General features: G+C 70.9%; 23 protein-coding genes. 13 read left to right on the top strand and 10 right to left on the bottom strand.

The features are described from left to right. Positions 1–3: 3 nt before the first annotated feature. From ACFSL4_RS22810 to ACFSL4_RS22825, 4 genes are all read left to right on the top strand, one after another. Positions 4–645: an OmpA family protein gene (locus ACFSL4_RS22810; RefSeq protein ID WP_381085931.1), complete on the top strand. Its 642-nt coding sequence runs from the start codon at positions 4–6 to the stop codon at positions 643–645. 221 nt (positions 646–866) lie between these two features. Next, positions 867–1,442 (top strand): dihydrofolate reductase family protein, encoded by a 576-nt coding sequence (locus ACFSL4_RS22815; protein WP_381085934.1) that lies wholly within the window; start codon positions 867–869, stop codon positions 1,440–1,442. Positions 1,443–1,482: 40 nt separating this feature from the next. Further along, positions 1,483–2,355 (top strand): LLM class flavin-dependent oxidoreductase, encoded by an 873-nt coding sequence (locus ACFSL4_RS22820; RefSeq protein WP_381085937.1) that lies wholly within the window; start codon positions 1,483–1,485, stop codon positions 2,353–2,355. A 63-nt stretch (positions 2,356–2,418) separates the two neighbouring features. After that, a complete protein-coding gene (locus ACFSL4_RS22825; RefSeq protein ID WP_381085940.1) occupies positions 2,419–3,195 on the top strand; it encodes a class I SAM-dependent methyltransferase in 777 nt (258 codons plus the stop codon). 183 nt (positions 3,196–3,378) lie between these two features. On the opposite strand, the gene ACFSL4_RS22830 is transcribed toward ACFSL4_RS22825, so the two are convergent. Beyond that, a complete protein-coding gene (locus tag ACFSL4_RS22830; RefSeq protein ID WP_381085943.1) occupies positions 3,379–3,714 on the bottom strand; it encodes a DUF192 domain-containing protein in 336 nt (111 codons plus the stop codon). A gap of 709 nt (positions 3,715–4,423) precedes the next feature. Between ACFSL4_RS22830 and ACFSL4_RS22835 the strand changes: the two genes are divergently transcribed. The 4 genes from ACFSL4_RS22835 to ACFSL4_RS22850 all read left to right on the top strand — a co-directional run bounded on the left by ACFSL4_RS22835 (position 4,424) and on the right by ACFSL4_RS22850 (position 9,480). After that, the gene (locus tag ACFSL4_RS22835; RefSeq protein WP_381085946.1) at positions 4,424–5,197 is read left to right on the top strand and encodes an isoprenyl transferase; all 774 of its coding nucleotides are present in this window, start codon (positions 4,424–4,426) and stop codon (positions 5,195–5,197) included. Positions 5,198–5,531: 334 nt separating this feature from the next. Continuing rightward, on the top strand, positions 5,532–6,857 hold the full coding sequence (locus ACFSL4_RS22840) for a PhoH family protein (protein ID WP_381085949.1): 1,326 nt from the start codon (positions 5,532–5,534) through the stop codon (positions 6,855–6,857). A gap of 447 nt (positions 6,858–7,304) precedes the next feature. Further along, on the top strand, positions 7,305–8,000 hold the full coding sequence (locus tag ACFSL4_RS22845; RefSeq protein WP_465269760.1) for an aggregation-promoting factor C-terminal-like domain-containing protein: 696 nt from the start codon (positions 7,305–7,307) through the stop codon (positions 7,998–8,000). Between the two features lie 172 nt (positions 8,001–8,172). Beyond that, positions 8,173–9,480, top strand: coding sequence for an AI-2E family transporter (locus ACFSL4_RS22850; RefSeq protein WP_381085955.1), 1,308 nt, complete (start codon positions 8,173–8,175; stop codon positions 9,478–9,480). An 89-nt stretch (positions 9,481–9,569) separates the two neighbouring features. Here the strand turns inward: ACFSL4_RS22850 and ACFSL4_RS22855 are convergent, their stop codons facing one another. Together ACFSL4_RS22855 and ACFSL4_RS22860 are read right to left on the bottom strand one after the other, a co-directional pair. Further along, positions 9,570–10,103 carry an alkyl hydroperoxide reductase gene (locus tag ACFSL4_RS22855; RefSeq protein WP_381086046.1) on the bottom strand — a complete coding sequence of 178 codons (534 nt, stop codon included), beginning with the start codon at positions 10,101–10,103 and terminating at the stop codon, positions 9,570–9,572. A gap of 4 nt (positions 10,104–10,107) precedes the next feature. Beyond that, positions 10,108–10,662, bottom strand: a complete 555-nt coding sequence (locus ACFSL4_RS22860; RefSeq protein ID WP_381085958.1) for a peroxiredoxin — start codon at positions 10,660–10,662, stop codon at positions 10,108–10,110. A 159-nt stretch (positions 10,663–10,821) separates the two neighbouring features. On the opposite strand from ACFSL4_RS22860, the gene ACFSL4_RS22865 reads away from it, so the two are divergent. The 4 genes from ACFSL4_RS22865 (at position 10,822) to ACFSL4_RS22880 (ending at position 13,757) form a co-directional block, all read left to right on the top strand. Further along, the gene (locus ACFSL4_RS22865; RefSeq protein WP_381085961.1) at positions 10,822–11,778 is read left to right on the top strand and encodes a LysR substrate-binding domain-containing protein; all 957 of its coding nucleotides are present in this window, start codon (positions 10,822–10,824) and stop codon (positions 11,776–11,778) included. A gap of 183 nt (positions 11,779–11,961) precedes the next feature. Further along, positions 11,962–12,846, top strand: coding sequence for a MarR family transcriptional regulator (locus ACFSL4_RS22870; RefSeq protein ID WP_381085964.1), 885 nt, complete (start codon positions 11,962–11,964; stop codon positions 12,844–12,846). Between the two features lie 91 nt (positions 12,847–12,937). Beyond that, on the top strand, positions 12,938–13,324 hold the full coding sequence (locus ACFSL4_RS22875) for a roadblock/LC7 domain-containing protein (protein ID WP_381085967.1): 387 nt from the start codon (positions 12,938–12,940) through the stop codon (positions 13,322–13,324). A gap of 4 nt (positions 13,325–13,328) precedes the next feature. Next, entirely contained in the window at positions 13,329–13,757 is a 429-nt protein-coding gene (locus tag ACFSL4_RS22880; RefSeq protein ID WP_381085970.1) for a hypothetical protein, read from the top strand. A gap of 56 nt (positions 13,758–13,813) precedes the next feature. On the opposite strand, the gene ACFSL4_RS22885 is transcribed toward ACFSL4_RS22880, so the two are convergent. The 3 genes from ACFSL4_RS22885 to ACFSL4_RS22895 all read right to left on the bottom strand — a co-directional run bounded on the left by ACFSL4_RS22885 (position 13,814) and on the right by ACFSL4_RS22895 (position 17,393). Next, a complete protein-coding gene (locus ACFSL4_RS22885) occupies positions 13,814–16,114 on the bottom strand; it encodes an ABC transporter permease (RefSeq protein ID WP_381085973.1) in 2,301 nt (766 codons plus the stop codon). 68 nt (positions 16,115–16,182) lie between these two features. Beyond that, complete coding sequence (locus ACFSL4_RS22890) at positions 16,183–16,872, bottom strand: ABC transporter ATP-binding protein (RefSeq protein ID WP_381085976.1); 690 nt, start codon at positions 16,870–16,872, stop codon at positions 16,183–16,185. After that, positions 16,869–17,393, bottom strand: a complete 525-nt coding sequence (locus ACFSL4_RS22895) for a PadR family transcriptional regulator (RefSeq protein WP_381085979.1) — start codon at positions 17,391–17,393, stop codon at positions 16,869–16,871. The genes ACFSL4_RS22890 and ACFSL4_RS22895 overlap by 4 nt, the downstream gene beginning before the upstream one ends. A gap of 379 nt (positions 17,394–17,772) precedes the next feature. Between ACFSL4_RS22895 and ACFSL4_RS22900 the strand changes: the two genes are divergently transcribed. Then, positions 17,773–20,109 (top strand): transglycosylase domain-containing protein, encoded by a 2,337-nt coding sequence (locus ACFSL4_RS22900; RefSeq protein ID WP_381085982.1) that lies wholly within the window; start codon positions 17,773–17,775, stop codon positions 20,107–20,109. Between the two features lie 83 nt (positions 20,110–20,192). On the opposite strand, the gene ACFSL4_RS22905 is transcribed toward ACFSL4_RS22900, so the two are convergent. From ACFSL4_RS22905 to ACFSL4_RS22920, 4 genes are all read right to left on the bottom strand, one after another. After that, positions 20,193–21,656, bottom strand: coding sequence for a catalase (locus ACFSL4_RS22905; protein ID WP_381085985.1), 1,464 nt, complete (start codon positions 21,654–21,656; stop codon positions 20,193–20,195). Positions 21,657–21,807: 151 nt separating this feature from the next. Further along, positions 21,808–23,916, bottom strand: coding sequence for a SpoIIE family protein phosphatase (locus ACFSL4_RS22910; protein ID WP_381085988.1), 2,109 nt, complete (start codon positions 23,914–23,916; stop codon positions 21,808–21,810). 280 nt (positions 23,917–24,196) lie between these two features. Continuing rightward, positions 24,197–24,901 (bottom strand): cytidylyl-2-hydroxypropylphosphonate hydrolase, encoded by a 705-nt coding sequence (fomD, locus tag ACFSL4_RS22915; RefSeq protein ID WP_381085991.1) that lies wholly within the window; start codon positions 24,899–24,901, stop codon positions 24,197–24,199. A gap of 94 nt (positions 24,902–24,995) precedes the next feature. After that, on the bottom strand, positions 24,996–26,381 hold the full coding sequence (locus tag ACFSL4_RS22920) for a class II fumarate hydratase (RefSeq protein WP_381085994.1): 1,386 nt from the start codon (positions 26,379–26,381) through the stop codon (positions 24,996–24,998). Positions 26,382–26,396: the final 15 nt, after the last annotated feature.

Consider the following 26,396-nt stretch of genomic DNA (forward strand, 5'->3'; position numbering starts at 1 on the left):
GACATGCCCCTCATCCCCCGTCTCACCGCCCTCTCCCTCCTCTCCGCACTCACCCTGGCCGGCGGCCCCGCGGCCGTCGCCGCCGACAGCCCCAGCGAGCCGCCCGGTACCGTCGCCACCTCCCCGCCCCCGTCCGTCGACCCCACCAGCCCGGGGCTGAAGCTCGCCGACGGGGCCACGCTCGCGCCCGCCAAGGTGCTGGACATCAAGTCCGTCGTGGAGGACCTCGGCGGTGAGGAGCGCCGCGAGGACACCGCCGAGAACGTGACGGTCGCGCTTCAGGCGGAGGTGTTGTTCCCCAAGGACAGCGCCAAGCTGAACCCGGAGGCCCGCTCCCGCATCGACGCGATCGCGGGGGAGATCAAGAAGCAGAACGCGACGAACGTCCGAGTCTTCGGCTTCACCGACAACCTCGGCTCGTACGCCCACGGCCTGGTCCTGTCCCGGCGGCGCGCCGAGGCGGTCCACGACCGGCTGGCCGTGACCCTCGGCGGGGACGTGACCTTCGAGGTGCGCGGCTACAGCGAGGACTACCCGATCGCGGACAACTCCTCGGAGGAGGGCCGCCGCAAGAACCGCCGGGTGGAGGTGTCGTTCCCGAGAGGGACGTCGAGCGGCGCCGCCACAGAGGGGGCCGGCGCCTGACACCGGACCCCGCAGCCATCGAGCGATGGGCAGATCCGTTCCAGTCACTGCCTCACCCGGACCCGGGCCAGGTCGTCGTTGCTGGAACGGAACTGCCGACCGCTCGGTCACCTGGGCCGCACGGGTCGCGGGCGGAAGGGGCGTGGCAACCGGGACCGGTGCGGCCTCGCACGAGTAGCTTGGGCGGCGGGTGATGGGAACCGACGTCGGTGAGGTGCGCGGTGCGGAAGATCGTCCTGATGATGTCCATGTCCCTGGACGGGTACAGCGAGGGCCCGGACCGCGAGATCGACTGGCATCGGGTCGACGACGAGCTGCATCGGCACTTCAACGACGTCCTCATGGAGATGGGCGCCTTCCTCAGCGGGCGCGTGACCTACGAGCTGATGGCGGATCACTGGCCCACCGCCGACGCCGACCCGCAGGCGTCGGCGCCCGTGGCCGAGTTCGCGCGGATCTGGCGGAACATGCCGAAGGTCGTGTTCTCCCGGACCCTCAAGCACGCCGGCTGGCACACCACCGTCGTCCGGGACGTCGTCGTCGAGGACATCCTCGCGCTCAAGGCCCAGGACGGCGGTGACCTCGCCCTCGGCGGCGCCGGCCTCACCGCCGAGTTCCTGCGGCACGGCCTCGTCGACGAGTTCCGCGTGTACGTCCATCCGGTCCTCGCCGGCCGGGGCAAGCGGCTCTTCCCCGAGGCCGACGGCCTGACCTGCCTTCGTCTGAAGGACACCCGACGGTTCGGCAACGGTGTGGTGCTGCTGCACTACGAACGCGACGCGGCCGGCGGCCGGTAAAGGTGTTGTCCGCTGCGGCCGGGCTCTGTAGGAAGGCCGCATGACTGGACTCGGTGCGGTGTTCCGGCCCCAACTGCCTCCCGAGCGGCTGCGCGCCCTCGCGCAGCTCGCGGACGAGTCGGGCCTCCAGGAGCTGTGGCTGTGGGAGGACTGCTTCCTGGAAGGGGGGATTTCGGCCGCGTCCGCCGCGCTGGCCTGGACCGAGCGGCTGCGCGTGGGCGTGGGACTGCTGCCCGTGCCGCTGCGGAACGTGGCGGTCGCCGCGATGGAGGCGGCCACGCTGGAGCGGATGTTCCCGGGGAGGTCCGTCCTGGGTGTCGGACACGGCGTCCAGAGCTGGATGGGACAGGTCGGCGCCCGCGCCGAGTCGCCGGTGACGCTGCTGCGCGAGTATCTCGACGCGCTGCGGGCGCTGCTCCGCGGCGAGCGGCTGACCACGGACGGACGGTACGTCAGACTGGACGGCGTCGCACTGGACTGGCCGCCCGCGGAGGCGGTCCGCATCCTCGCCGGGGCCACCGGTCCGCGGTCGCTGCGGCTGTCCGGCGAGGCGGCCGACGGCACGATCCTCACGGCGGCCACGGCGCCGGAAGGCGTCCGGCGGGCGCGCCGGCTCATCGACGAGGGCCGGGAGGCGGCGGGGCGTACCGATCCCCACCACGTCGTCGTCTACCTCCACACGGCCACCGGCCCGGACGCCGCCGCCCGGCTGCGCGCCGAGATGGAGGCGTCCGGGGAGGACCCGCCGCCGGAACACGGGGTGGCCGGGGACGCGGACGCCGTCGCCGAGGCCGTGCAGCGACTCGCGGAGGCGGGCGCCGACACCGTGGTCCTGCAGCCGACCGCGGACGAGCCGGACCCGGAGGCGTTCATCCGCTTCGCGGCCCGGGACGTACGCCCCCTCGTGCCGTAGGCGCGGTCGGCGGACGCCCGAAATTCGTTCGCCTTCCCTCCCGGTGGTTGGGAGGATCACGCCATGACCGCCGACCATGCCTTCGAGGAACTCGTCCGTGAGGCCGTCGACGCTCCCGTCGACGGCTGGGACTTCTCCTGGTTCGAGGGCCGGGCCACGGAGGAGCGGCCCCCGTGGGGATACGCGCGGTCCATGGCGGCGCGGCTCGCGCGCGTGAGCGCCGCGCTCGACGTGCAGACCGGGGGAGGCGAGGTCCTGGGCTCCGCCCCGGTGTTCCCGCCGCTGACCGTCGCCACCGAGGGCTGGCCGCCCAACGTGGCCAAGGCCGCCGCGCTGCTCCACCCGCGCGGTGCCGTGGTCGTCGCCTCGCCGGAGGACGCGCCGCTGCCGTTCGCGGACGCCGCCTTCGACCTGGTGACCAGCCGCCACCCGGTGCGCACCTACTGGCACGAGATCGCCCGTGTCCTGCGTCCCGGCGGCATGTACTTCTCCCAGCAGGTGGGCCCGGCGAGCGCTTTCGAACTCGTCGAGCACTTCCTGGGGCCGCAGCCGCAGGAGGTCCGCCGGGCCCGTGATGCCCGGCGCGCGCGGGCCGAGGCCGAGATCGCCGGGCTGGAGGTCACCGATCTCCGGGAGGCGCGGCTGCGCATGGAGTTCCGTGACATCGGCGCCGTCGTCCACTTCCTGCGCAAGGTGATCTGGATGGTTCCGGGCTTCACCGTGGAGCAGTACGCGGACCGGCTCCGGTGCCTGCACGAGCGGATCGAGACCGAGGGGGCCTTCGTCGCCCACAGCACCCGTTTCCTGATCGAAGCCCGCAAACCGGGGGAACGGGGGTGAGGCCGGTGTCCATATGCCGGGACGTCCGCACGGGGTTTCCACATCGTTATGGACAGCGGCTCGCTTCGCGCCCATGACTCACGTAAGTTCAGACCAATGTAATTCGCGTGAGCAAAGCTACGCGGGTGGCACCGCGCAGCGGAGGGGGCTGTGCGGTGCCGTGAACACCGCGTCGAGCCGCCCTCAGTCGTCCTGTACGGCGACCCGTACGCCGCGCCGTATCCCCCAGCGTTGCATCGCCCCGGCCTCCGCCTCCAGTGCGTGGCGTGCGCGGGGGCGAGGCAGGCCGATGCGACCCGGCCGCATCGTCCGTACCGCCACGACCCGCAAGCTCCGGTCGAGATAGGCGACATCGATCGCGAACCGCATCCCCAGTGTGTGGAGCGCGCTCGCGGGACTCAGCAGCAGTGCCCCCTTGATCCCGTCGCGCCCGAGCAGTCCGCGCCGCCGGGCCCGCGCCGAGCGGGCGACCTCCAGGGGTATGGGATCGGGTGTTCCAGGTGTCGTGAGCATGGCCATGACTGCGAAGTTAGCGACGGCGTCAAGCGCCCGCCCTCCCCTGCGGTCACCCGCCGGGAGGATGTGGGACATGTCACCGAGTGCCCCACAAGCCCACCCAAACCCCTTGGATCCCTCAGGATTCCGCTGGATTCCCCTGGAAACCGCAGCGAGAGAGTCGCGGCCCGCCTGTGAATGCGCGCTTCCGGGATGACCGGGGCGTTGCCAGACGATTGCGGAGAGTAGTTTTGGCACGGCAATGCGCGCAGCATCACTTACAAAGGGTTATGGTGGAACCCCCCCCTCGGGCCGGTCCGTCTCCCCCCCACGGACCGGCCCGTTTTTTGTGCCCGTTCCTCTTCCCGTTCCTCTTCCCCCGGACGGGCGTCCGGATCGTCTGTCGCACCGAGCGGGGAGCCCGTTCCGGCCCGCCTGCCCGGCCCGCCTGCCCGGCCCCCCGACACCCCCTTGCCGGCCCCCGGGAGACCGCCCCGCGTATCTCCCCAGGAGGGCCACCCTCGTGCGAACGGCCTAGAACACCGGCTGCCCGGGCCCCCGTTCACGGCCGGAACCCCGGCCGGGGCCCCGGCGCCCGCGGGCCGGGCGGGGGTCTTGCGGGGGTAGGCTTCGGCTCCGGGGATCCCCGTCTGACGGGGTCCGGGGACCGCCATCTGACGGGGAGCGCGCCCGCCCGCACCTGTCTGATCCGCACGGAGGGGCTGACAATCACGTGAACCTGCGCGACAAGCTGCGCGGCCTGCTGGTCAGGTTGTACGCACGCCGGGTGGAAGGCCACCTGGACCACGCTCAGGTGCCCAAGCACATCGGCGTCGTCATGGACGGCAACCGGCGCTGGGCGAAGGCGGCGGGCTCGACCACCGCGCAGGGCCACCGGGCCGGGGCCGACAAGATCGAGGAGTTCCTCGGCTGGTGTGCCGAGACGGACGTCGAGGTCGTCACCCTCTGGCTGCTGTCGACCGACAACTTCGACCGGCCGAAGGAGGAGCTGGTCCCGCTCCTCGGGATCATCGAGGACGTCGTCCGCTCCCTCGCGGCCGACGGCCGCTGGCGCGTGCACCACGTGGGCGCGCTCGACCTGCTGCCCGGGCAGATGCAGACCGTCCTCAAGGAGGCCGAGGCGGCCACCGCGCACGTCGACGGGATACTCGTCAACGTCGCCATCGGCTACGGCGGACGCCAGGAGATCGCCGATGCCGTGCGGTCGATGATCCTCGACGCCCGCGACAAGGGCACCTCGATGGAGGACCTCGCCGAGTCCGTCGACATCGACATGATCGGACGCCACCTCTACACCAGCGACCAGCCCGACCCCGACCTGGTGATCCGTACGAGTGGCGAGCAGCGGCTGTCCGGATTCATGCTGTGGCAGACCGCCCATTCGGAGTACTACTTCTGTGAGGTCTTCTGGCCGGCCTTCCGCAAGGTCGACTTCCTGCGCGCCCTGCGTGACTACGCGGCGCGGCACCGCCGCTACGGCGGCTGACCCACCACGTCGTATCCCCCTGGGGGAAGGCGTCACGCGGAGTTCACCGGCGCGCCGTCATGGCCCATGGCATGGCGACGCGCGTTCGAGGGCATAAGGCAAGCAGGTCGACACCCGAACCACGGGTGTCGTATCTCAGCGGGCGGCTCGGGGTCGTCCGCCCGGGAGGCCCTTTGCATCAGCCCGACCGTGCGGCCACTGCACGGAGGAAGCAGCGGAGGGCCGGTTCCCGGCCCGTGCGACGCGGCCGGCAACCGGCCGCCTTCCTCCCGCCCGCCTTCCCGGATTCCCTTCTCGTCGCTCCCCGACCTCATCCGAGGGGGTACGTCCTTCCGTGGTGACCAGCACAAAGCGCCACAAGCCAGACCGGCGCACCTATGTTCTCGACACCAGCGTCCTGCTGGCCGACCCGAACGCCATGAGCCGCTTCGAGGAGCACGAGGTCGTGCTGCCCGTCGTCGTGGTCACGGAGCTGGAGGCCAAGCGGCACCATCCCGAACTCGGCTACTTCGCCCGGCAGGCGCTCCGCCTGCTCGACGACTACCGTGTCCGGTACGGCCGTCTCGACGCCCCCATCCCGATCGGGGACCTCGGCGGGACCCTCCGGGTCGAGCTCAACCACTCGGACCCCAGCGTGCTGCCCACCGGCTACCGCCTGGGGGACAACGACTCCCGCATCCTCGCGGTCGCCCGCAACCTGCAGGCGGAGGGGTTCGACGTCACCGTCGTGTCGAAGGACCTCCCGCTGCGGATCAAGGCGTCCTCCGTCGGCCTCCTCGCCGAGGAGTACCGCGCGGAGCTGGCCATCACGGACTCCTCCGGCTGGACCGGGATGTCCGAACTGACCCTGTCCGGCGAGCAGGTGGACGTCCTCTTCGACGAGGGGCACGTCCACGTCCCCGAGGTCGCGGACCTCCCCGTGCACACCGGCCTGACGATCCAGTCGGAGCGGGGCAAGGCGCTGGGGCGCGTCACGGCGGAGGGCAACGTCCGTCTCGTCCGCGGTGACCGGGAGGCGTTCGGCATCAAGGGCCGCAGCGCCGAACAGCGGATCGCCCTGGACCTGCTGCTCGACGCGGACGTGGGGATCGTCTCGATGGGCGGCCGGGCCGGCACCGGCAAGTCGGCGCTGGCGCTGTGCGCAGGCCTGGAGGCGGTGCTGGAGCGCAGGCAGCACCAGAAGGTGATGGTCTTCCGGCCGCTGTACGCGGTCGGCGGGCAGGAGCTCGGCTATCTGCCGGGCACCGAGGCCGAGAAGATGAGCCCCTGGGCGCAGGCCGTCTTCGACACGCTGTCCGCGGTCACCAGCCGCGAGGTCATAGAGGAGGTCACCGCGCGCGGGATGCTGGAGGTCCTCCCGCTCACCCACATCCGCGGCCGCTCGCTCCATGACGCGTTCGTGATCGTGGACGAGGCCCAGTCGCTCGAACGGAACGTCCTGCTGACCGTTCTGTCCCGGATCGGCGCGAATTCACGGGTGGTGCTGACCCATGATGTCGCCCAGCGGGACAACCTGCGCGTGGGCCGCTACGACGGGGTCGTCGCCGTCGTGGAGAAGCTGAAGGGGCATCCGCTCTTCGCCCACGTCACGCTCACCCGGTCCGAGAGGTCCCAGATCGCTGCCCTTGTGACCGAAATGCTGGAAGAAGGGCATATCTGACCGAAGCGCTCAACTTGGGTTGATTGCTCGCAGGTTGGCGTCGTCCGGCAAAGGTTAGAGCCTAGCCGGGCGGCGCCTTCACATGTGGTGGATCCTGGGAATCCCCTGGGGTAAACGGGATGTGAGCTTTCACACGCAACGCGGAATTGCCACCCGGTGTCGGGTTACGGCAGAGTCTCACTCCTGTCAGGCCCCGCATACGACACACCGGTATCCCTGGGGGTACCTCCCACGCCCTTGAGGCAGTGGGGGAGGTGCGGCACAACTGAAGCATCCAGAACTCCATAGGGCCGTCGTATGCCGCCCGAGCACCACGCGGCGCTCCCGTGCCGGGAGTTGCCCACCGGGCCCGTGCCTCCCGTGACCCCGCTAGTTGGGAGGCCAGCGCCAGGGGCACGATTGCGTCCGCCAGGGTCACCGAAGCGGGCGATGCTGGAAGGAAACCGTGTGAGCCGGATTTCGGTCCGGGGATTCGCAGTGGCCTCGGCCACGGCGGTCACCGCTGTCGGAAGCGTCGTCGGGGTTGCCTCGGGCAGCACCGCCCAGACCAACGACGCCGAGGCGACGGCAAGCGACTCGACACTCCTCGCTGACATACCCGCCGGCCAGCAGGCCCAGGTGCAGACGGCGTCCCTGACGCAGCAGGCCGACGCGCAGGCCATCGCCGCGGACGCCAGCGCCAAGAAGGACGCCGAGGCGGCGGCACGCAAGCAGGCGGCCGCGGACGCGATCGCCAAGCAGAAGGCCGCGCAGAAGGCGGAAGAAGACGCCAAGGCGCGCAAGGAGGCGGAGGCCAAGGCCAGCCGCGACTCCGTGCGCTCCGCATCCAGCTTCGCCGTTCAGAGCTCCTACACCGTGGCGCAGATCCAGGCGATGGCGCGGCAGATGGTGCCGAGCGGCCAGTTCCAGTGCTTCAGCAACATCGTGGACCACGAGTCCAGCTGGAACTACCGGGCCGTCAACGCCTCCTCCGGTGCCTACGGCCTCTTCCAGGCCCTGCCGGGCTCCAAGATGGCCTCCGTCGGCGCCGACTGGCAGACCAACCCGGCCACGCAGATCAAGTGGGGCCTGAACTACATGAACAGCCGGTACGGCAGCCCGTGCGAGGCATGGTCGTTCTGGCAGGCCAACCACTGGTACTGAGTCGCGACCCCGCCCGCGGGCGGCCACTCAACCTCCCGCAGCCCCTCACCGTCTATGGGTGAGGGGCTGCGGCCGTTCACCGCCGTGAGGCCCGGCCCTGTACGGTCGGAACCGTGAACTCCAGGGGGGAGTGATGGGGGGCACTCGCGGACACGGGGGAAGAGGACGGATCATGTCGGTAGTGCCAGGGTGGCTCGCCCGGCTCGGCGCCGGACTGACCCAGATGGGGGAGCGGCTGGACGAACGCCGTGCCGAGGTGGAGAAGGAGAACGCCGAGCCGGAGCCGGTCGCGGCGCCGGACCGGCTTCCGCCACCCCCCGCGTACACACCCGCCGTCGTGCCGCGCCCGCACCCCGTCGAGGCGGTGCCGTGGGGCGTGCGGGTCGCGGCGGAGGCGGGCTGGCGGGTGCTCGTCCTCGCGGGCACCGTCTGGGTGCTGATGCGGGTCATCAGCGCCGTGCAACTGGTGGTGCTGGCCTTCGCGGCCGCGCTGCTCATCACGGCGCTGCTGCAGCCGACCGTGGCATGGCTGAAACGGCACGGAGTGCCCCGCGGGCCCGCGACCGCGCTGACCGCCGTTCTCGGCTTCGTCATCATGGGCCTGATCGGCTGGTTCGTGACGTGGCAGGTCATGGAGAACATCGACTCGCTCTCCAACCAGATCCAGGACGGCATCGACGAGTTGCGCAAGTGGCTGCTGAACAGCCCCTTCCACGTCACCGACAAGCAGATCAACGAGATCGCGAAGAACCTGCGCGAGGCGATCGGCGCCAACACCGACCAGATCACTTCGACGGGCCTGGAAGGCGTGACCGTCATCGTGGAGGCGCTGACCGGCATCCTCCTGACGATGTTCTCCACCCTCTTCCTGCTGTACGACGGCCGGCGCATCTGGGAGTGGACGCTGAAGCTGGTCCCCGCGGCGGCGCGGCCGGGGGTGGCGGGAGCGGGCCCCCGGGCATGGCGCACGCTGACGGCCTACGTCCGCGGCACGGTGATCGTGGCCCTGATCGACGCGATCTTCATCGGTCTGGGGATCTACTTCCTGGACGTTCCCATGGCGGTGCCGCTGGCCGTCTTCATCTTCCTGTTCTCCTTCATCCCCCTGGTGGGCGCGGTGGCGTCGGGCGCGCTGGCGGTGGTGGTGGCGCTGGTGACGCAGGGCGTCTTCACCGCCATCATGACGCTGGCCGTGGTCCTTGCCGTCCAGCAGATCGAGGGCCACATCCTGCAGCCGTTCATCCTGGGCCGGGCGGTCCGGGTCCATCCGCTGGCGGTGGTGCTGTCGGTGACGGCCGGCGGGATGATCGCGGGGATCGGCGGCGCGGTGGTCGCGGTGCCGCTGGTGGCGGTGACGAACACCGTGGTGGGCTATCTGCGGTCGTACTCGGCGGCCATCGCGGCGCAGCAGAAGCCGGAGCGGGCGGTGGAGCAGATGCCGCGGCAGACGGCCCCACCGCCGTCCGACGTCGTCTCGTAGGGGCCGCGCACACCCGAGAGAGGCGGCACACGGCGTCGGGCCCCGCCCACCGCACGGTGGACGGGGCCCGAGGCGGCTGCCGCCGCCGACTACTTCGCCAGGACCGCCTCCGCGTCCAGGGTCACACCCACCGCATGGATCACCGCGGCGATCTTGAACGCCTCCTGGACGACATCACGCTGCACGCCGGCCTTCCGCAGCACCTGCTCGTGCGAGTCCAGGCACGAGCCGCAGCCGTTGACCGCCGACACCGCGAAACACCACAGCTCGAAGTCGGCCCTGTCGACCCCGTGGTTGCCGATGACGTTCATCCGCAGGCCCGCGCGCAGATTGCCGTACTCGTGGTCCGACAGCAGGTGGCGCGTGCGGTAGAAGACGTTGTTCATCGCCATGACGGCGGCCGCGGACTTCGCCGCGGTGTACGCCTCCGGCGTGAGGTTCGCCTTCGCCTCCGGCTCCAGCTCGTGCAGCACGATCGGGGACCGGGAGGCGATGGCCGTGGCCAGCACCGTGCCCCACAGCTGCTGCGCGGGCAGGCCGGAGTTGCCGATGACCGAGCCGAGGTTGAGCCTCAGGTCCTTGGCGTGGTCCGGTACGGCGGCCTTGAGGGAGTCGAGGGACATCGGTTCACTCACCGGCCAGCAGCTTGACCGGGTCGAGCGTCTCGTCGCCCTTGGCCCAGTTGCACGGGCACAGCTCGTCGGTCTGCAGGGCGTCCAGGACCCGCAGGACCTCCTTGGGGTTCCGGCCGACGGAACCGGCGGTCACCATGGTGAACTGGATCTCGTTGTTCGGGTCGACGATGAAGACGGCGCGCTGCGCGAAACCGTCCTCGCCCTCGATGCCCAGCGCGCGCATCAGCTCGTGCCTGGAGTCGGCCATCATCGGGAACGGCAGGTCGCGCAGGTCGTCGTGGTCCTTGCGCCAGGCGTGGTGCACGAACTCGGAGTCACCGGAGAAGCCGAGGATCTGGGCGTCACGGTCGGCGAACTCGTCGTTCAGCCTGCCGAAGGCCGCGATCTCGGTCGGGCACACGAAGGTGAAGTCCTTGGGCCAGGCGAAGACGATCTTCCACTTGCCCTCGTAGGTCTTGTGGTCGATCTGCTCGAACTCCTTGCCCTTCTCCAGCGAGACGCAGGCGGTCAGTTCGAACTCGGGGAACTTGTCACCGACAGTGAGCACGGGCTCTCCTTGCAGCGAGGAGACATCCTGGTCGCAGGTTGTCTCCCATGGGTTGGACGATCGCGATCCTGGCACAGAGTGCATTGATCAGGGAAATAGCTACACTCGGTCATGTTGATTGAGGTCGGCTATCAGTGACTACGAGTAAGGGGTACGGTCTTGACCCCGATCAGGACCCATGGGCGCCGCCAGCCCAGTCTCGCCCAGCTGCGCGCCTTCGCGGCCGTCGCCGAGCACCTCCACTTCCGCGACGCCGCCGCCGCGATCGGCATGAGCCAGCCGGCGCTGTCGGGCGCCGTCTCCACCCTGGAGGAGATCCTGGGCGTCACCCTGCTGGAGCGCACCACCCGCAAGGTGCTGCTCTCGCCCGCCGGTGAGCGCCTCGCCGTACGGGCCAAGGCGGTGCTGCACGAGGTCGGCACGCTCATGGAGGAGGCCGAGGCCGTCCGGGCGCCCTTCACCGGAGCGCTGCGGCTCGGTGTGATCCCGACCGTGGCGCCCTATCTGCTGCCGACCGTCCTCCGGCTCGTGAACGACCGTTACCCGCACCTCGACCTCCAGGTCCACGAGGAGCAGACCGCCAGCCTCCTGGACGGGCTCACCAGCGGCCGCCTCGACCTGCTGCTGCTCGCCGTCCCCCTCGGCGTGCCCGGCGTCGTCGAACTCCCCCTGTTCGACGAGGACTTCGTGCTCGTCACCCCCCTCGATCACTGGCTCGGAGGCCGCGAGGGGATCCCCAAGGAAGCCCTGCGCGAGCTGAACCTGCTGCTCCTCGACGAGGGGCACTGCCTGCGGGACCAGGCCCTCGACATCTGCCGCGAGGCCGGGCGCGGGGACTTTCCGGTGACCACGACCGCGGCCGGACTGTCCACCCTCGTGCAGCTCGTCGCCGGCGGACTGGGCGTCACCCTGCTGCCCCGTACGGCCCTCAGGGTAGAGACCACCCGCAGCGACCAGCTCCTCACCGGCTACTTCGCGGATCCGGCGCCGACCCGGAGGGTCGCCCTCGCCATGCGCACGGGCGCCGCCCGGGGCGCGGAGTACGAGGAACTGGCGCAGGCCCTCCGCGAGGCCATGCGGCCGTTGCCCGTGCGGGTGTGGGCACCCGGCTCCTGAGAATCCGTGGACAACCGCCAATGCACTTCCGGTCATTTGTGCGCCGCAACACGCCCCGGGAACGGCGAGAGAACACAACTTCTGTCACCCACCGCGACTTTCACCGGGAAATCCAACCGGACTGATACACATACCTCCTCGGCGTGACGCGTCAAGCACATGTGCGACATTCCAAGGGGAGTTGTGACGGGCATATGGGATTCCCCTGAGCGGGACGGATACGACCTGCTGTCGCGCGCGGTGACGCGCTACGCACACGAAAAGGGCGATGGCGGCCTGAGGGTTTCCGGTCGGCCGGGGGGAGTCGTCCATATCCGTGACGGCCTCGTCGTCGCCGTCGCGAGCCCCGGCGCCCCCGGCCCCGGAACGCTGCTGCTGCGTTCCGGCCGGTCCGGCGCCGGGGCGGCCGCCCTGCGGGTCGTGCGGGTGATGGCGATGCAGGACGCGGTCTTCGCGATCATCGCCGGCCAGGTGGACGGCTGCGAGGCGATCGAGGACCCCGCCGAACCCCCCGACGCGCTGGCCGTCGGGGAGATGCCCACGCGGCTGCTGCACCAGGCGGCGCGCAGGCTGGCCGCGCTCGACGTCCTGCCGCATCCGCTACGGCCCGACCGGGAGCGCCCGCTGCCCGCCGTCGAGGTGGACCTCGCCCGATTCGGCGCCGTACAGCGGGAGGTGATGCTCCACGCCGACGGCCGCCGCACGGCTCGGGACATCGCCTTCAGCACCGGGCGCGCGGTCTACACGGTCACCGTCGAGATGGCCCGCCTGCTGGGCGCGGGCTACCTCGAATGCGTCGCGTCGGCCGCACCGGCGGTCCGGATACGGGGCCACGTACCGGCCGAGGGGCTGCGCCCGCGGACGCCCCCGAGGGCGGAACCGCGGGCGGAACAGCAGGGCGCGGCGGCCCCGGGCCCCGAGCGTGCCGCGTCTCCCCCTCCGCCCCCGGAGTCCGTCCTGCCCCGCCGCACCCCAGGCGCCAGCGGCATCGCCGAGACGCCCGCCACCGAAGGGAGCGGGCCGCGCCGGAAAGGGTTCTTCCGGCTGCGGAGTGGAACCGCGAAATGACCACCAGTCGAGCACGAACCGACCACGACCCGCATATGCGCACGACGCACGTACGCGGTCACCGATGAATCATGCACAGGGAGTTGAGACCATGGACCACACGGCGCTGGCGCTGGAAATGCGCGGCCTGCGCGATCAGGTGACGGGAATCACCGACACCGCGGTCGCGGCGGCCGACGGACTGCTCATCGCCGCCGACACCGCGAACGGCATCGATCCCGAGGGGCTGGCCGCACTGGCCGCGGCCGGCATCGGGCTCGCCCGGCGCACCACCGAGGCGACCGCCCGGGGCACCCTGCAAGGAACCGTCGCATACGGCAGCCACGGCTGCGCCGCCTTCTACGCCGTCGGCGACACCGCCCTGATGGTCGTGCTCGGTGACGAGGGGATGGACGTGGACCGGCTGCACCTGGCGACCCGGCCGGCCATCGACCGCATCGGCTCGATCCTCACCGCGACGGCACCCGAGGGAGTGTGAGGGGATGGCGACGAAGCGTATGGCTCAGGGCTTCTCCGACCAGGTGATGAGCCTGGTCAAAACCCTCCGCGCCGAGGCCCCCGACTGTGTGGCCGCGGGCGTGGTCGACATGGCGACGGGCATGCTGCTGTCGTACGAGACCGTGGACAACCACCCGCCCGAGGTCCTCGACCTCCTGGCGGGCGCGACCCTCGACCTGTTCCAGGGGCGCACGGTGGTGATGATCGAGGACGTGTTCAAGGAGCGCCGCGGGGTCACCGGCGACAACCACTTCTTCCAGGAGATCCTCGTCAACAGCGACCATCTCACCCATCTGTTCGTGCGCATGAACGAGCAACAGGACGTCGTCGCCGTGGTCGTCTGCCGCAAGTCGGTGAACGTCGGCATGCTCTTCGCCCAGGTCCGCCGGGTGGTGAAGGAATACAGCCTGTGAACGCGTGCGGGGCCCCCTCCCCACCGGGGAGGGGGCCCCGCACGGCCGGCCGCCGGTCACTCGGTGCGCAGCCCGTCCGGCCGCATCAGCCGCAGCAGCGGCGGCAGACTGAGCGCCGTCACCACCAGCACGACCGCCGCGCCGCTGCCGGTCATCGCCAGCAGGCTCGCCCAGTCCACGCTCACCGTGGCGCCGACCATCTTCAGCAGGACCGCGCCCAGCGTCAGACCCACCGCCGACGCCAGCAGCAGGCCCAGCGCGATCGGGATCGCCGTCTGCCACAGCACCGACAGACTCAGCGTGCGGCGCCGGGTGCCGAAGGCGACCAGCGACGACAGCAGCTTCTTGCGTTCGCGCAACTGCTCCAGCTGCGAGACCAGCAGGCTCACCCCGATCAGCGCCAGCACACAGGTCGCGCCGACGAACAGCCCGGTGCGGATGGAGGTGAAGCGCCCCGACTGCTCGGAGGCCACCCAGGTGGTGGGCGTGGAGTACGGAGCGATCCGCGCCGCCGTGTTCCACACGTACTCCCGCGCGTCGGGCACCGACCGGTCCACCGCGATGAACAGTCGTCCGTCGAACGCCGGCGCCGCCTTCGCGGGCAGGGCACCGCGGGTGATCAGGAAGCCGCCGCGCTCCGCCCCGGTCGGGTCCTCCCGCGTCCGGGCCCGCTTCAGGGTCCGCGGCACCGACCAGGCGAACTCCGCACCCTTGGTGCTGCCGCTGTAGGACGGGTCGAAGTACAGGGTCCGGCCGGGTGTGGCCAGCTTCGGGGTGTCGGTGTCGTACTCGGCGCCCCGCACGGCGAAGACGTCGCCCTCGTGGCACGAGGGGAGCGTCGCCACCTCGCGCAGGGCCGCGCAGTCGCCCACGGTCACCTCGGTGCTCAGGCCCGGATCCTTGCGCCGGTCGCCGAGGGACGCCCCCGAGAACGCCATGACCTGGCGCACCCCCTTGGTGGCCCGCATCTGCCGGGCGGCGGAGTCGACCGGGGTGCCGCTCGGCAGGGAGACCTGCACCTGGGCCCGGGTCAGGTCGTGGCGCGTCGACTCCGTGTAGTCGCCCTCCACGCCGGAGAACAGCATCTGCAGCGCGATGGCACCGGCCACCGCCACCGCGACGCCGTTGACCATGCGGGCCGCGGTGCCGCTGCTCAGCTGGAGCCTGCGGACGGCCAGTTGCCAGGACGGTCCGCCGGCGTTGAGCCGGGCGACGACCGTTTCGACGACCCAGGGCAGCAGCGCGGTGATGCCGACGAGCAGGAACAGGACGCCACCGACGACCAGGTACTGGTTGAAGTTCCCCCGGTCGTTGCCCTTCCCGATCATCGGGTAGAGCATCGCGAGCCCGGCCAGCGGCGGCAGCAGCCGCCACCACAGCCGGCGGCGTGCGGGCTTGGCCGTGCGGACCACGCCGAGTGGCTCGATGACCACACCGCGCAGCGCGAGCAGGGTGACGAGCACCGCGGCCGCCGGGACGGCCACCGCGACCAGCAGCGCCAGCGCGGGAGCCGGGTTGAGATCGCTGGAGAAGACGCTGACGCCGAAGATCTCGGCCCGTGCGGCGAGCTGACGGCCTATCAGGAAGAAGCCGGTGCCGAGGAGCAGTCCGAGCAAGGCCCCGGCGAGGGCCTCACCCGCGGCGATCCGCCGGGTCATGCCGCTGTCGGAGCCGACCAGGCGCAGCGCGGCCAGCCGCCGGTCGCGCCGCTCGCCGCCGAAGCGCACGGCTGCGGCGATGAAGACGCCGACGGGCATCAGCAGCGCCACGAAGACGACGAGGACCAGCAGGAGCAGAACGGGATCCCATGGCTCGGAGGCGGGGCGGGGGCCGCCGAAGCTGTCGATACGGGCCACCTCCGGGGGAGAGATGTGCGCCGCGAGTCCTCTGGCGCCCGCGTAGTAGGCGAGTTCCTGCGAGCCGACGAGGCCGTTCTCCCCGATGGTTCCGACGATCCGGTACGGCAGCCGTTCCCGCAGCAGCCTCCCGCCGTCGGACGCGAGCAGCTTCCCCAGGGCGGGGGAGACGACCATCCCGCCCGGCTCGGGGAACTCCTTGAGCCCGGGCGGCAGGGGCGCCCGGGTGCCCTCCGGTTCCATCACCCGCCCGCGGACGTCCTTGCCGTGGTATTCGGTGTTGACGTCCGCGATCACCAGGGTGTCGTCGACCCTGGGTTTCTGCTTCTGGCCGTAGGTGTGGTCCGCGCGCGCGTCGTCGCGCGCGCTGCGCTCCGCCAGCGCGTCCGGCAGGGCGGTCGTCAGCAGCAGCAGCGCCACGCCGAGTCCGACGCCGACAGCCGTCAGCAGGACCCGGACCCACCCCTCACGCCCGCCCGTGAACGCGAACCTGGCCCCCATGGCCAGGTCCCTGGTCCTCCCCCAAGCCCTCGACTCCGGTCGGGCGGGGAGGTGTCCCCGTCCCGTACTCATACGATGCGCTCCATGTCCCGGGACTTCCCGTCCCGTACGACGATCTCGCGGTCGGAGTACGCGGCCACCCGCGCCTCGTGCGTGACCAGGACGACGGCGGCGCTGGCGGTGCGGGCCGCCTCGGTGAGCAGTTCCATCACGCGCTCGCCGTTGAGCGAGTCGAGGGCGCCGGTGGGTTCGTCGGCGAACACCACGCGCGGCGAGGTGACCAGGGCGCGGGCGACTGCGACCCGCTGCCCCTGACCGCCGGATATCTCACCGGGCCGCTTCTTCGCGAGGTCGTCGACCTCCAGCCGCTCCATCCAGGACCGCGCGGTCTGCTCGGCGTCCTTGCGGGACGTCCCGCCCAGCCGCAGCGGGAGGGCCACGTTCTCGACGCACGTCAGCTCGGGCACGAGCTGGCCGAACTGGAACACGAACCCGAACTCGGACCGCCTCAGCAGGCTGCGCTCGGCGTCGCTCATGCCGGCCATCTCGCGGCCGTCGTACAGGATCGACCCCGAGTCGGGCGGCACGATGCCGGCGAGGCAGTGCAGCAGGGTCGACTTGCCGGAGCCGGAGGGACCCATCACGGCGACGATCTCGCCCGGGTGGATGGAGAACCCGGCGCCGTCGAGGGCGAGGGTCGGACCGTACGCCTTGCACAGGTTCTCGGCGACGAGCAGGGAACCGGGAGGATGCGTCATGGGGCCACCACCTCGGCGAGCCTGTCGAGGCGCGCGGCGGTCAGCTCCAGCCAGCGCAGGTCGGCCTCGAGATGGAACAGGGCGTGGTCGCAGATCAGCTGGTCGGCCAGGTCGCCCTTGCGCTTGCGGTCGGTGAGGATCCGCATCATGCGCAGGTGCTCGGCGCGCTGTGTGTCGAGGATGTCGGCCGCGTCGCGGTGGGTGAGAAGCGCGAGGACGACCTTGGTGTAGAGGGTCGACTGCAGATACGGTTCGGGCTTCTCGGGGGTCGCGAGCCACCGCTGCACGTCGGTGATCCCGGCCTCGGTGATGGCGTACCGCTTGCGCTCGGGCCCGTCGCCCGCCTCGATCCCGTCGACTTCGACGAGCCCGTTCTTCAGCAGGCGGGACATCGTCGAGTAGACCTGGCCGTAGTGCAGCGGCCGGTCGTGACCGAATTTCTCGTCGAAGGCCCGCTTCAGGTCGTAACCGTGACGGGGCCCGGACTCCAGGAGTCCTAGGAGGGTGTGACCGATGGACATTCCCCCACTCTACACACAGCGTATACACCTCGCGTATACATGTGGCGTATAGGGCTCGTCGGAGGGTGACTCCTCGCAGGTGAGGAGCCTTTGTCACGGTTCTGCCACAGGCCCCGGTCCGGCCGTCCGAGAACGGCAGCCGCTCGGTCCGGCGGGGGTTCCCGGCGTCCGCGCAAGGCCGTCCCGCGCCAGGAACCCGGGCCTCCTCGACAACCTTCCGCCGCTCTCAGGCGTCGGTTCCGATGGGCAGGTGCTGGATCTCACGTCCGACAAGGCGTGATCGGCAACCCTTTGTCATACCGTGCGGTGTTAGCTTTCTGAGCTGACCCGAGCCACGAACCCGTGTGACCCACGGGACCGAAGCGGATTGGATCGAGCCATGGGACGAGCGGAAGAGAGACGAGCGCGGCAGCGCGGTGGCCGCCGCGCGGCGCCCAAGCGCTCGTCCAGGACGGCCGGATCCGCGTCGGCCGGCGCGTCGCCGGGCCCCCGGGCCGCCGCACGAGGCAGGGGCGGCAAGGCCGGGAAGAGCGGCATACGCAGGTTCTTCACCTGGAAGACCGTCCTGGGCTCGCTCTTCGGTTTCGTGCTGCTGGGCATGGGCGCCTTCATCGTGCTGTACATGATGATCGGCATCCCCGAGGGCAACGCGGCCGCCAAACTGCAGAGCAACGTCTACAAGTACAGCGACGGCACCATTCTGGCCCGCACCGGCGAGATCAACCGGGAGAACGTGGATCTCGCCGAGATCCCCAAGGACGTCCGGCTCACCTTCGTCGCCGCCGAGAACAAGACCTTCTACAAGGACGCGGGCGTCGACCTGAAGGGCACGGCCCGCGGTCTGATCAACACCCTGTCCGGCAAGGGCGCCCAGGGCGGCTCCACGATCACCCAGCAGTACGTCAAGAACTACTACCTGAACCAGAACCAGACCGTCACGCGCAAGCTGAAGGAACTGGTCATCTCGCTGAAGCTGGACCGCCAGAAGTCGAAGGACTACATCCTCGCGGGCTACATCAACACCAGCTACTACGGCCGCGGCGCCTATGGCATCCAGGCCGCGGCGCAGGCGTACTACCGCAAGGACGCCAAGGACCTCACGGTCCAGGAGGGCGCCTACCTGGCCGCGCTGCTCCAGGCGCCGAACCAGTACGACTGGGCGATCGCCACCGACACCGGCAAGAGGCTGGCGAAGAACCGCTGGAACTACGTCCTGGACAACATGGTCGGGGAGCACTGGCTGGACGCGGGCAAACGTCAGGGCATGACGTTCCCGGTGCCGAAGACGCCCAAGGCGGCGCCCGGCATGGAGGGGCAGACCGGCTACCTGGTGGACGCGGCCAACGCGGCGCTGGAGAAGCAACTGGTCAGCCAGGGCGCCGCCGCCTCCCTCGGTGACGCCGAGGCACTGGTGAAGCAGGGCGGCTGGACCATCACACTGAACATCGACAAGAAGAAGCAGGCCCAGCTGGAGCAGGCCGTCAAGGACCGCCTCACCAGCAAGCTGAACCCGAAGAAGCGGTCCGTCGACGGCGACGTCCAGGCCGGTGCGGCGTCCGTGGACCCGAAGACGGGCCGGGTGGTCGCCATGTACGGCGGCGTCGACTACTTCAAGCACTTCCGCAACAACGCGACGCGCCGCGACTACCAGCCCGCCTCCACCTTCAAGCCGTTGATCCTCGCCGCCGCACTGGACAGGGGCGCCAAGACCCAGGACGGCCGGGCGATCGACGCGAACACGATCTACGACGGCACGAGCCGCCGCCCGGTCAAGGGCAGCACGATCCCCTTCGCCCCGCCCAACGAGGACGAGCAGAACTACGGCGACATCACCGTCCAGACGGCGATGAACCAGTCCGTCAACTCGGTCTTCGCGCAGATGGGCGTCGACGTCGGCATGGAGGACGTCCTGAAGGTCGCGAACTCCCTCGGCATGGACACCGAGGGACTGCCGGCCGTGCCCGCGCAGACACTCGGCTCCATGGGCGCGAGCCCGCTGGAGATGGCCGGCGTCTACGCCACCCTCGACAACCACGGCAAGAAGGTCACCCCCGCGATCATCAAGTCGGCCGAGCACAAAGACCGCACGGTCACCCTCCCGGACCCGATCGGGGACCGGGTGATCACCCGCGAGGCCGCGGACACCGTCACCTCGGTACTCACCGGCGTGGTCGACGACGGTACGGCCCGCACGTCGGTGCGAAACAACCCGGCCCGCCGCGGCCAGCAGGTCGCCGGCAAGACGGGTACGTCCGACAGCAACAAGTCGGCCTGGTTCACCGGCTACACGCCGAGCCTGGTCACCTCCGTCGGCCTGTTCGGCGAGGATGCCAAGACCCACGCACAGGTGTCGCTGAAGGGGGCGACGGGCCTCATCCCGGGCAGCGGCCGCATCAACGGCGGTGGCTACCCGGCGCAGATCTGGGCCCAGTACACCTTCGACGCGATGGACGCCGTCAGCAAGTTCGACCTGGAGACCACGCAGGGCGCGGCCGTCCAGCCGAGCTCGTCGCCGACGACCAGCCAGTCGCCCACCGGCACGCCGTCGTCGACGCCGACCACCCAGCCGCCCACGTCCGCGCCGCCGACGTCCTCGGCCCCGCCGACGCAGTCGCAGACGCCCACCCAGGAGCCTGCGACCACGAACCCGCCGACGACGCCGGCCACCACCACCCCGCCGCCCAGCAACCCGCTGAATCCCAACAGCGGGACATGAGCCCGAGCGCGCGGGAGAGGGGGCACCCGGTCTTCCGGGTGCCCCTCGACGCGTCACGGGAGCCGCCCGAGCGGCCGCCCCGCTCAGGCGCCGTTGACGTTGTGGGCGATGCGGTCGCCGATCTCCTTGTCGATGTTGCGCCAGTACTGCAGCGCACGGTCGAGGACCGGGCGGGTCACGCCGGCCTTGAGGTGACCGGTGACGTTCGACACCAGCCGGTCGCGGGCCGCGTCGTCCAGCACATGGCGGACCATGGTGCCCGGCTGGCCGAAGTCGTCGTCCTCGGAGTGCAGCCGGTAGGCCTCGCGGACCATCTCGCCCGCCGTCTGCCAGCCCGCGATATCGCCGAACTGCGCCACCGCCGCGGCCGGGCCGCCGTAGGAGTTGGGGGCGTACGGCCGGGCCGTGTCGGCGGGCTCGTAGCGCATCGGGCCGTCCTTGGCGTAGGAGTTGACCTGCGAGCGCGGCCGGTTGGGCGGCAGCTGGGCGTAATTCGGTCCGATGCGGTAGCGGTGCGTGTCCGGGTAGGAGAAGAGCCGGCCGAGCAGCATCTTGTCCGGGGACGGGCCGATGCCCGGCACCATGTTGGACGGCTCGAACGCGGCCTGCTCGATGTGGACGAAGTAGTCCTCGGGGTTCTTGTCGAGGGTCATCCGGCCGACCTCGATCAGCGGGTAGTCGCCGTGCGGCCACACCTTGGTCAGGTCGAACGGGTTGAACCGGTAGTCCGGGGCGTCATCGAACGGCATCACCTGGACGTGGACCGTCCAGGACGGGTGCTCGCCGCGCTCGATCGCCTCGTACAGATCACGGCGGTGCACGTCGGCGTCCTCGCCGGCGAGGCGGTCCGCGTCGGCCTGGGTGAGGAAGTCGACGCCCTGGTCGGTCTTGATGTGGTACTTGACCCAGAACTTCTCGCCGCCGCCGTTGATCCACATGTACGTGTGCGAGGAGTAGCCGTTCATATGGCGGTACGTCTTCGGGACGCCGCGGTCGCCCATGAGCCATGTCACCATGTGCGCCGACTCGGGGGAGAGGGTCCAGAAGTCCCACTGCATGTCGTTGTCGCGCAGTCCGGTGACGGGGTGGCGCTTCTGCGAGCGGATGAAGTCCTGGAACTTCTGCGGATCCCGGACGAAGAAGACCGGGGTGTTGTTGCCGACCAGGTCGTAGTTGCCGTGCTCCGTGTAGAACTTCAGCGCGAAGCCGCGCGGGTCGCGCCAGGTGTCGGGGGAGCCGAGTTCGCCCGCGACCGTCGAGAAGCGTGCGAGCATCTCGGTGCGCCTGCCCGGCTGGAAGAGGGCGGCCTTGGTGAACTGGCTCACGTCGTTGGTTACTTCGAAGGTTCCGTACGCGCCACTGCCCTTGGCGTGCACCACGCGCTCGGGGACCCGCTCCCGGTTGAACTGGGCCATCTTCTCGATGAGGTAGTGGTCCTGGAGGAGGATCGGGCCGTCCGGCCCCACGGTCAGCGAGTGTTCGTCGCTCTCCACCGGAATGCCGGCGTTCGTCGTGGTGTACGGGACCGACTGAGGTGCCTGAGTCACGAGCGTCCCTCCTGTCGAACGAGGTCGTCAGGTCGCTTGGCTCACCTCAGCAGTCAACTCCGCCCATGGGATGTCGGCAACATTTGGACCCAGTCCAGCTCCGGTCCCGGTCCAGGGCCGAAGGCCGGACCGGGTCGCCGTCCGGGACCGCTCAGCCCCTGTTCAGCTCGAACCAGACCACCTTCCCCGTGCTCAGCCGGGTCGCACCCCAGCGGCGCGCCAGCCGGTTGACCAGGTACAGGCCCCGGCCGCCCTCGTCCGTGGCCCGCGCCTGGCGCAGCCGCGGCAGCTGCGGCACATCGTCGCCGACCTCGCAGCGCAGCACATCGGTACGCAGCAGCCGCAGCGTGACCGGCCGTGACGCATAGCGCACGGCGTTCGTCACCACCTCGCTGACCAGCAGCTCCACCGAGTCCGTCAGCTCGTCCAGGTCCCAGCGGGCGAGCGCCCGGCGCACCAGCCGACGGGCCCGGCTCGGCGCCGAGTCCTCCGGTTCCAGGAACCAGTAGGCGACGTCGGTCGGCGCGATCCCGTCGAAGCGGGCCGCCAGCAGCGCGATGTCGTCGTCGCGGTCGCCGGGACCGAGCATGTCGAGCACCTCGTCGCACAGCGCCTCCAGCGGCGGCGGGTGATCGGGGCCGGTCAGCTGGGCGGTCGCGGCGAGCTTCTCCCGCAGCTGCTCTATCCCGGTCCACACGTCCCGCAGCCGCGACTCCACCAGACCGTCGGTGTACAGCAGCAGCGTCGCGCCGGCCGGGGCGTCCAGCTCGACCGCCTCGAAGTCCACGCCGCCCACCCCGATGGGAGCGCCCGCAGGGACCCGCAGCACCTCGGCCCGGCCGCCCAGGTGCAGCAGCACCGGTGGCGGATGGCCCGCGTTGGCGATGGTGATCCGGTGCGAGACCGGGTCGTACACCGCGTACAGGCAGGTCGCCATGCGGTCGGTGCCCAGCCGCTGGGCCTGCTCGTCGAGGTGGTGCAGCACCTCCTGCGGCGGCAGGTCCAGCCCGGCGAGCGTCTGCGCCGTGGTGCGTAGCTGCCCCATGATCGCCGCGGACGTCATGGAGTGGCCCATGACGTCGCCCACGACCAGCGCCACCCGGCTGCCCGGCAGCGGAATCGCGTCGTACCAGTCGCCGCCCACCCGCGCGGTCTCGGCGGCCGGCAGATACCGGGACGCCAGCCGCACGCCCGTCGGGTTCGGCAGGGTCTCCGGCAGCATGGTCCGCTGCAGCTCGTCGGCGATGTACGCCTCGCGGCCGTACAGCACCGCCTTGTCGATGCCGAGCGCGCTGTGTGTGGCGAGCTGGGCGGCGACCAGCAGATCGTCCGTCTCGAACGCCATGCGTTCAGGGCGGCGCAGGAACAGGGCGGCGCCGATGACCCGGCGGCGGCCACGCAGCGGAGCGAGGATCGCACGCTGGCCCGCCGGGATCACCAGGTCGTCGCCGAGCAGCTCCGGCAGCGCGGCCCGCGCGGCGGGCGCGTCCGCGAACACGGGCCGCACCCCGCGCAGCACCTCGGCGAGCGGGCCGCCGGGCCGCACCTGGCACAGCTCGTTGCTCAGCTCGGCCAGACCCGAGTTCTCCGGTGCCGGAACCGGCAGGATCCCGTCCTCCAGGTCCCGCTCCTGAGGGATCCGGTCGGTGCGCCGCAGCCGCAGCACCAGGGGCCCGGTGGGCCGCTCGTCGCCCACGGGCAGGGGATCACGCAGATAGACCAGGATCGCGTCCGAGAAGGTCGGCACGGTGGCCCGGCACAGGCCCATGACGATCTCGTCGAGATCGATGCCCCGGGCGATCCGGCGGGTCGCGGCGCCCACGAAGCGCAGCCGGTCCCCGTCGCGGCGCATGGGCATGGGCCCGCTCGGCGGCGACTGGCCGGTGCGCCGGTCCTCGCCCGCGGGCGGCGCGGCGCCACGGTCCTGGTCGGCGCCGGGCTGGGCCGGGATGCTCTCGGGAGCGGGGCGCGGCCGGTGCGCGTCGGGCTCCTCCGCGGCCGGCTGGGAGTGCTCCGTGACACCCTCCGCGGGCAGCGGGGCGGGCGTGCCGCCCGGGGTGCCCGCTGGCCCGTGCTGGGCGCAGGGCATCGGCGCCGCGGATACGTCGCCGGGCCGGGTCTGTGCCGGTAACGCCGAGGCCGGCGCGGTGGACAGCGGCTCCGGGGTACGCAGGAGCGCCCCGCGGGGCTCCGCGGGGCCGACGCCCGGCTGCGGGCGCTCGTGGGAGGTCGGGTGCTCCGTCACGCGTGTCGAATCCATCCGTCCGGGGCTGCGCGCCGTGCGTGCAGTTCGTCCCGCAGAAAAGCCGATACCCGGAATACGTGCCCCGGGAACGGGAATCCCGTGCGGTCACGGGCCCTCCATGGTCCACCGGCCGGGCGGCCCGGAGCCGTTCCGGTGTGGCCCTCGTACCCCTCGCTCACGTCCTGCCGCCCCTCGGTGACGTTTGGTCAAGCCCAGCACACACTGCGGGAGTTGCTCTTGCGTGCCCTTGCGGAGGACGATCCTACGGTTGTACCGCGGGGGCGCAACAAGGGTCTCATGAGGTCACGTACGCGGGGGTACGGTCCCAGTCCTCCGGCAGCGACGGCACAGACCAGGACGGATCCGGGCGCCAGTGCTGCCAGCCCTCCGAGAACGGCGGTCCCCAGGCGCGGATCACCTCCACCGCCGAGCGCCCCGCCTCCCGTACCCGGCGGGCGAGCCGGGCGTCCATCAGACCGTCCCGCTGGGCCTGCGCGAACTCGTCCTCGTCGCGCCAGCCCCAACTGCGGTTCGGATAGACGCAGATGTCCAGGAAATGGTCCTCGGAGTCGACCCCGCCGCTCCAGCGGACCAGCGGCGCCTCCAGATTGACGTACCAGTTCTTGAACCGCCAGCCCGGCTCCCAGAACAGCCACACCGACCAGGGCTCGCCGGGCCGCGCCAGCTTGAGCACACCGGTGCCGGACCAGCGGTCGAGCCGCACGGTCCGCGGCTTGGTGTAGCGGGACTCCAACGGCTCCGCGTGCGGCGGGGTGCCGTCGGCGAGGACGGGCTTCACGCACCGGGTGCCGGGTGCCATCCACACGGCGAGCATCTCGTCGTCGTCCCGGACGACGGTGACCGGCCGGGCGATGTGGAAGCGCTCACCCGCGTTCTCCCGGTACCGCCAGAGGATCCGTTCCCCCGGGGTCCAGTACACCGTCGGTCCGTTGTCTTTCCCACCCGCTTCCACTCGTCTCACCGTCCCGTCGTCCGCCATGCACAGATATTAGGTGCCACAGGCATACGACGCCGTGGCGTCCGCCATGGTTCGCGTCACGAGCGGGCCGTGTGACGGGATGCGACGGGAGTCGTCACGGATGCGTCATCCGCAGGACGTCGAGCGCCTCGTCCAACTGCTCCGGAGTGAGGTCTCCGCGGTCCACGTACCCCGATTCCAGGACGACCTGACGGATCGTCTTGCGTTCGGCGAGCGCCTTCTTGGCGACCTCGGCGGCCTCCTCGTACCCGATGTACGCGGTGAGCGGGGTGACGACGGAGGGGGACGACTCGGCGTACTCGCGGGCGCGTTCCCGGTGGGCGACGATGCCGTCGACGGTGCGGTCGGCCAGCAGCCGTGCGACGTTGGCGAGCAACCGGACGGATTCGAGGACGTTCCTGGCCATCACCGGCAGCATGACGTTCAGCTCGAAGGTGCCCGAGGCGCCGGCGGTGGCGATGGCCGTGTCGTTCCCGACGACCTGCGCGGCGACCATCAGGACCGCCTCCGGGATGACGGGATTGACCTTGCCGGGCATGATCGAGGACCCCGGCTGCAGATCCGGGAGGCTGATCTCGGCGAGCCCCGCCCGCGGCCCGGAAGCCATCCACCGCAGATCGTTCGCGATCTTGGTCAGTCCCACGGCGATGGTCCTGAGCTGCCCGCTGATCTCGACGACCGCGTCCCGGGCGCCCTGCGCCTCGAAGTGGTCGCGGGCCTCGGTGAAGGGCAGCCCCGTGGCCCGGGCGACCTCCGCGATGACGGCGGCGGAGAACCCGGGCGGGGTGTTGATCCCGGTCCCGACCGCGGTACCGCCCAGCGGCAGCTCGGCGAGCCGCGGCAGCGAGGCGTTCAGGCGCTCGACGCCATAGCGCACCTGGGCGGCGTACCCGCCGAACTCCTGACCGAGCGTCACGGGCGTGGCGTCCATGAGATGGGTCCGTCCGGCCTTCACCACGTCGGCGAATGCGTCCGCCTTGCGTTCGAGCGAGGCGGCGAGATGCTCCAGGGCGGGGACGAGATCCCGGGTGACGGCGGCGGTCGCGGCGATGTGCAGGGAGGACGGGAAGACGTCGTTGGACGACTGCGAGGCGTTCACATGGTCGTTGGGATGCACGTCCCTGCCGAGCCGCTCGCTCGCGAGGGTGGCGATGACCTCGTTGGCGTTCATGTTGGACGAGGTCCCGGACCCGGTCTGGAAGACGTCGACGGGGAAGTGCTCGTCCCACCGCCCCTCGGCGACCTCCGCGGCAGCCTCCTGGACGGCCTCGGCGACGTCCTCGGACAGCACGCCGAGTTCCCCGTTGACCTTGGCGGCGGCTCCCTTGATCCGCGCGAGCGCCTCGATGTGGGCCCGCTCGATCCGCTGCCCGGAGACGGGGAAGTTCTCCACGGCCCGCTGCGTCTGCGCCCGCCACTTGGCGTGCAGCGGCACCTGGACTTCACCCATGGAGTCGTGCTCGATGCGGTAGTCGCTCATGGCTGGTACAGCGAT

Source organism: Streptomyces caeni (genome assembly GCF_042678285.1).
GTDB classification, from domain to species: domain Bacteria; phylum Actinomycetota; class Actinomycetes; order Streptomycetales; family Streptomycetaceae; genus Streptomyces; species Streptomyces caeni.